2 protein-coding genes and 1 pseudogene are annotated in these 7,548 nt (G+C 38.5%); 1 reads left to right on the forward strand and 2 read right to left on the reverse strand.

The window, feature by feature from the left end; translation table 11 throughout:
- The coding region (locus LEP1GSC194_RS01685) for a transposase family protein (protein ID WP_036040663.1) at positions 1-295 on the reverse strand (295 nt) is incomplete at its 3' end.
- A 250-nt stretch (positions 296-545) separates the two neighbouring features.
- On the opposite strand from LEP1GSC194_RS01685, the gene LEP1GSC194_RS01690 reads away from it, so the two are divergent.
- Complete coding sequence (locus tag LEP1GSC194_RS01690) at positions 546-6,470, forward strand: DEAD/DEAH box helicase (RefSeq protein ID WP_020772002.1); 5,925 nt, start codon at positions 546-548, stop codon at positions 6,468-6,470.
- A gap of 58 nt (positions 6,471-6,528) precedes the next feature.
- Here LEP1GSC194_RS01690 and LEP1GSC194_RS22105 read toward each other — a convergent pair.
- Positions 6,529-7,164, reverse strand: a pseudogene (locus LEP1GSC194_RS22105) (IS66 family transposase); the annotation flags it as partial.
- Between the last annotated feature and the right edge of the window lie 384 nt (positions 7,165-7,548).

The raw sequence follows: 7,548 nt of genomic DNA on the forward strand, positions 1-7,548 counted from the left end.
GTAACTTTACGTTTCTTACGCCGTGAGCTTCACATTGAGCGCGTGGGATTCGAGCATGAATCAATGTCTGGAATTGCATCGTATCCAAATGGCGCCAGGTTCTTTTTTCTGTATGATCTTTCCGAGGACATTTTTTACCACAATCCGGACACTCTACAGCTTCCCGCTCATCGTATGAGACTTCGATATCTACCTTCTTTGCTGAGATATTTAATTCTACGGTTTCAACCGACCAAGGTGATGAGATTCCTAAAAGGAGAGAGTAATGTTTTTCTAAGTTTTCGTTTGCGTTCATTAGGAATATTATTCATTGGTTATGTTATGATTTTGCAATGACGAAATTTGCTCGAAACTCATCTGCAACCTCTTCTCACCGTCATTTATGAAGTAGTTTCTTCCCACGAAATTCTCCGAAGGGCCTCATCGAACCGCTACCTAAATATAAAACCTGCACCTACTCATTTAACGATCTAAAAAAACCTATTATAGATACGGATGATCCGTTAAAAGAATTTTCAGAAAAAGAACGTAGCACATTCATTAAGTTGCTTCTTTCTGGATTAATTCCCGTTGCTAAAGATAATAAGCCAAGCTTTAATCCATATTCACATCAAATGGAAATGTTAAGCAAAGGACTTCAAATAGGTAAGCCTGCTATAATTGCATCTGGTACAGGATCTGGAAAAACCGAAGCCTTTTTAATGCCGATACTTGCCGCAATAAGCCGCGAAGCGCTAAAATGGCCTAAGCCAGAAATTGGGTTCCTAGAAACAAGATGGTGGCATAATCCCGAAAACGGAAAACCATATAGAGATATTAAAAGCAAGCAAGCTATTCATGAAGACTATATGTTACCGACTAAATTACTCCCTAATCTAAGATTCCCAGACCGTTCTCCATTTCAGTTACATAGGAAATATGAATCAGAAAAACGACCTAAGGCAGTTCGCGCTTTAATAATTTATCCAATGAACGCCTTAGTTGAAGATCAGCTAGTTAGGCTACGTAGAGCCTTAGATTCAGCAGAAGCGCGTGAAGTGATGGATTTAGAATTCGGAGGAAACCGAATATTTTTTGGAAAATATACTAGTAAAACTCCTGTTACAGGGTTTCCCAATATTCACCCTGGTTTTCAAAACTTAATCAAAATTGATAACAAAGACCCTCTTTTAAAATCAACTCCAGTCTACCCCTACAATGATCTAAAATACTCATATAAAGAACTGCGAAAGAAGGCAGTAAATCGTTTTAGAAAATCAATTCAAGATCTTTTTCAATCTACAGTCGAGATGGAATTAACTCAGCAAGAAGCACGTAAGCGACAGTCGGAAATACTGAACAATAAAGCTTATCATTTACAACAACCAGCGTCCGCGCATGGAAGTGATGATCCGTTTATGTTCCCAGCAATCGATGGTAGTGAACTTACTTCAAGATGGGATATGCAACTGACTCCACCAGATATTCTCATAACAAATTTTTCCATGTTGAATACCATGTTAACCCGTGAGGTTGAAGATCCAATATTCTCCTCTACTCGCACATGGATAGAATCAGACGATAATTCTTACTTCTACTTAGTTCTTGACGAATTGCATTTACAAAGAGGTTCAGCAGGAACGGAAATCTCATTTCTTGTACGTTTACTTATCCATCGGTTGGGATTAGATAATCCAAAGCACGCTCATAAGCTACATATCCTTGGTTCAACTGCTTCACTACCTGAACAATCAATAGATTCACAAACGGACAAAAACGTTTCTTACTTGTCAGATTTCTTCGGAACACATGGCACAATGACTCTAGATGGTAAAAAACAAAATTCAATCTGGAAAGACGCAATTATTCGAGGGGAAGAAATTAAACCTAGTTTACAGAGTAATCAGCCTGGAATGCTGGCGCCAACGCCATTTTTGGAGCTTTATGAAAACTTCTTCAGCGAAACTATCGAGAATGATCTATTTACCGCTGACAACAACTCAAAATCAATTAGAGCGAAACTATGGGAAAACATCGGCAATCACCTTAGAATCAACTTTGATGGCGATTTTGATTCTTTAATCTTCAATATTGCACGCAATTTAACTGAACGAATTTATTTCGCGTGCATTGAGAACCAACGCACGCGACCAATTCCGCTGAGCAAATTGGTCACACGACTATTTGGAGAACTGCAAGAGAATGAAGATTATATAAAATTGGGAAGAATCATACTGTTTATCCGCGGGCATATTTCAACATCTGGATTCAAACCTTCCAAAGATTCTCTTCTTCAGTCTTTCCGCATTCACACTTTTTTTCGAAGTATCGAAGGACTATATGGTCCCGCAATTAAGGGGGCAAAATTTGCGAACGATAAGGATTATACAATTCCGGTAAAGCGAGTCTTCCCAATTGGTCAAATATCAATTGAAAGAGAACCAACAGCAAATTTTAAGCTATTAGACGGCACCGAAAAGATCCTACGATTATTCGAACTATTGTACTGTGAAGCTTGTGGGGAACTATTCTATGGCGGTATGCGAGCAAAGCCCAGCGAACTAGGGAATAACAATATCGCAGAACTACTTCCATTTGAAAGTAAATTGGATGGATTACCGGATGATGCTCCTTCACCGCTATTCGAACATCTAAACTTTAATCAATATATCCTTTTTTGGCCAACAAATCTTATACCTGATATACCTCAAAAGCACCCTCGTCCTTTTAGACCAGCATGGAGACACGGCCTCTTTGATCCGGAATCAGGCATTGTTTCTCGACCAAGTCCTTTTGAGCAAAAGCCTTCTAAAGATAATGTTTTGTCTGGGTATTATTATGATCTTGAAATAGATGACCTTGTTCGCAATGAATCTGAATCACATGTCCCCAAAGCCTGTCCAAAATGTGGGACTGATTATTCACGTCGCGCACCTGGACAAGGTCGAAAATCACCCGTTAGAAACTTTCGTGTCGGGTTTGCGAGAACGACCGAACTCCTTGGATCAGAGCTATTATCTGCTCAAGCACATACTGATTCAGATCAAAGTCAGGCCAAATTAGTCTCATTTTCAGATAGCAGAAACGATGCAGCGAGAGCAGCATTAGGATTAGAAAGACGTCACCACCAAGATTTCTATAGAGATGCCCTTCTAATCTCATTAAATCAATATCTCAATAACTTGGGATCCGAATCCGAATTAGAAATCAAAAAGAAAGAATGTTTATTAAATTTATCGCTTGCAGTTCAAAATAGCAGTCATCAACAAATAACTGAGCTAACAGAAAAATTAAAAAATCTTCATAATAATTCTGAAGAAGTAAAATCCAGAATCATTCCGTTAAATGCATTAATCGAAAAAATCAATGTCGCTCCACGGGATGTGGTTTCTCCTTTCATCAAGATGCTAGTAAAATTTGGAATTCACCCTTACGATGCTCAAGGAATAGAAGAAATCGAAATTAGAAATACTAAATTTAAATGGTATGAATTATTTGAAATTTCTGATAATGAAAATATACGATGGGTGAATCATATCAAGCAAAGACCAGGCCCAGAAATTGATGAAGCTAAAATCAAATTAATAACGAATTTACTTCGTAATATGCCAGAAGTAATTTTTGGCAAAACATATTTCAACTTAGAAGAAACCGGATTAGGGTATGCCTCCATTTACAACTGTGAACATTCAATCCAAAAAGAAAGGAGAGAACAATTAAGCTCGCTGATGCGAGTATTAGCTGATAGTTATCGATATACCCCAAGAATTGAACAATACGGTGATCCTGAGGATAACGCATGGGATTCACCCTCCCAAATCACAACAAAAAGAATTATAGAATTCGCAAAGGTAATTTGGGGAGATGATCAATGGAAGGACCCGCTTTGGAGCGCAGTTCAAGAACTAGAAAGCTATGGGCATCGTGGTGGTATAATTGAACTCATCTCAATCGGAATTTACCTAGCTCAGCCAAAGGATATTGTATATAGATGCGAGACTTGCTCGCGCGTTCACCTCCACTACGGATTCGGTATATGTACACGCTGTTTTTCCAAGCTCAAGACTTCCCAAAGTGAAACTGCCGAAGTTCTACAACAAAAAAACTTCCTAGGAAAAAAGGTTTTACGAACACTAAATACGAATAATAAAAACGCCGGCCTCTTTAGAATGCGTTGCGAAGAATTAACTGGACAAACAACTGATCCAGCAGATCGACAAAGAAGATTCAGAGGAATCTTCATTAACGCAGAAGGTGAAACCCCACCACCTCAACAAGTTGCCGAAATTGATGTCCTGTCCGTTACTACCACGATGGAGGTAGGGATTGACATTGGTTATTTGAATGCAGTATTGCAATCAAATATGCCACCGCAGCGTTTTAACTATCAACAAAGAGTTGGACGAGCAGGCCGTAGGGGGCAAGCTTTTTCTATTGCACTAACAATATGCCGATCCAAAAGCCATGATCTATTCTATTTTAGACACCCAGATCGTATTACTGGAGATCCACCACCGGCTCCGTTCTTAGTTAAACGGCTTCTGAATATCCCTCGCCGATTTCTATGGAAATATTGGATAAACCTTGCTTTCAAAGAACTTCGAGAAACCGCGCGAGAGTCAGATTTGCCATTTCTTGGTGATATAATGAGTATCATACAGCCTGATATTCACGGTGAATTTATCCCCGTTACAGCTTACCTAAACCCTTCACAAAAATGGGAAAAGGAGCTTGCCAATGCGTTAAATTCAGAACTGGTAATTCAAGCTCTTAAAGAATTCCAAAATACTATGTTTTCCGAAATGGATGAAAAACCTTTCATATCCAGCTCTTCACTCATCAAGAGCATTCATGAACGACTATATGCTGCAACTAATCTCGGATTAGGGCATGCTCTAGCCGACTACGGACTCTTTCCTATGTATGGGTTACCAACGCGAATAAGGCCATTATATATCGACGTGAAAATTAATAAGAATGGAAATGATTTTGATACAGTTCAAGTAGATCGAGATCTTGAAATAGCTATATTTGAATTTGCTCCCCTCTCTACTGTAGTAAGAGATAAATTAGAGCACAAAAGCATTGGCCTCACTCCACAATTCACTTTTTCAAAATACACAAGATATAGAGAAAATCTTGATGTAATTTACTTAAATAATAATGCCTATTCTGAAAGCTTTCAATTGTTTCAATGTTCTGAATGCAAGGCATGGCAAAGAGGTGAGCATCCCATCAACTGTCCTGCATGTAAAAGTGCAAATTTCGAAACGGAAGTAAAATGCGTAGTTCCCGCAGCGTTTATCACAAATTTTAATCCAGTAAAGGCTCAAATAGAAGAAGGAATTGGAAATAGACAGAAAAGTTTGCAAGCTGAGGGAAAAGAAATATTATTAGAGCCATTCTTCACTCAGGAAAATGGAAAAAAACATTCGTTAAGAGTCTACTTAGATGAAGTGGCTCTTACATATCGTCTAAATAGGGGTCCCGCAAAACAAGGGTTTAATGTAGTTGATGTAACTAGCACAAGTGTTTTATCAAGAAGACACCAATTCATATTAGATCATCAGAAGATTATCGAATCCTCAATCGAATCAGATTGGCAAAGGGCAGAAACGACTGAAAACATTTGGCTAGCCGCCCCGAAAACAACAGATTCAATATATATAGCGGCAGATCAATTTGCCCCTGGACTTGCTTTTCTTCCTCATAAATTCGGTCTTCGCGAAAGATGGTTAGGTATTCGTGCAGGAGCAATCTCTGCGACTTTCTTCATTGTTAACTGGATAGCCGAATACTTAGATATTGACCCAGAAGAGCTTGAGGTCCTAGAACCTCGATTCTATGGAGTTAGTCCAGTACGAATGGTATTGCAGATAGCAGATAGACTAATTAATGGTGCTGGTTATTGCGCATATTTCGCAGAAAAGGAAAATGGAATACCGCGTATTTTAAGATTATTGGAAAATAAATTAGAGTCTGAAAATTTAATTAGGGAATTCTTTCATATGAATCATCGATGCAGTGAAGCATGCTACCAATGCTTGCTTAGATATGGAAACCAAGCTTACCACGGACTTCTAGATTGGAAACTTGGCCTCACCTATCTCCAAACAATGATCGACCCAAATTTTGAATGTGGTCTAAATGGCTCTGATCAAGGGTATCCTCTGCTAAAGGATTGGACAACCAACAGCTCTTTATATTTAGCCAAATTTCTTGCAGAAAACTATAATGCAAAAATTCTACGAAACAATGAATCCGATATCCAGGTAGTTTCCTTCTCAATTTCAAATAAAGAAATTTGTATATTACTATCACACCCATTTTGGGACTGCAACGAAACGAATTCGCCAAACCATGAGTCAATTTTCAAACAAACATATCAAAGATTTAAAGAAAAATACCCAATTGTTGAGTGCTGGGACACTTTTAATTTATCCAGAAGGCCACTACAGGTAAAAGAATGGCTTAAGTCAGCACATGGTTAAAAACTTTCTATCGCTACGACATGTAATACAATCGTAACCATCCACTAAAGGTAAGCGACTAATGAAACACAGGCTCCCAGAATTGTGGTAAATCAGTCCAAGCAAGTCTTCTCTGCTCCCTTTCCCAAGATTTAAACAGATCTCGCAAAAACGCGTAAGGATCTATTCCTCACACTTTAGCATTTTGAATTAGAGAATAGAATCCTGCACTAGCAGTTGCTCCTTGCGGACAACCGGAGAAGAGCCAATTTTTTCTACCGATTACAAAGGGACGAATATCATTCTCGACAAGATTCATATCTAATTGCAATTCAGGATGATCCAAAAAAACAAGAAGCTTTCCCCACTGCCCGGCAAGATACGAAAGAGCTTTCCCCATCGAAGATTTGGGAGCAACTTCAACCATCCGTTTGTTCATTCAGGAACGAATCTCGTTAACAATCGGCCTGGATTCTGATTGCCTGAGTTTCAAATGTTCTTCCGAATTTAGATTTGCTTCTTTAGCTTTTGACTCAATCGCATACAATTTACGAATCTCTTTTACGATCCATTCGGCTTGAACATTCTTAGAATCAATTTTTAAAATTTCAAAAAATCTCATCCGAGCATGATTCCAACAACCTGCATGAAGAATTTTTGATTTCGTTTTCAAAAGAGAATCATACGATTCAAAACCATCCGTTTGAATGATGCCCACAACGCGATCCGTAGAGAGTCATAACCTTACCCACAAATATGAGAAAAAACTAGATTTTTCAACCTTTATTTCCAAAGTTAGTAAGGGCCTTATAATGAACACTACACATTGGTGGCCCTTCGGAGAATTTCGTGGGAAGAAACTACTTCATAAATGACGGTGAGAAGAGGTTGCAGATGAGTTTCGAGCAAATTTCGTCATTGCAAAATCATAACATAACCAATGAATAATATTCCTAATGAACGCAAACGAAAACTTAGAAAAACATTACTCTCTCCTTTTAGGAATCTCATCACCTTGGTCGGTTGAAACCGTAGAATTAAATATCGCAGCAAAGAAAGTAGATATCGAAGTCTCATACGATGAGCGGGAAGCTGTAGA

This window comes from Leptospira alstonii serovar Sichuan str. 79601 (genome assembly GCF_000347175.1).
In the GTDB taxonomy this organism is placed as follows: Bacteria; Spirochaetota; Leptospiria; order Leptospirales; family Leptospiraceae; genus Leptospira; species Leptospira alstonii.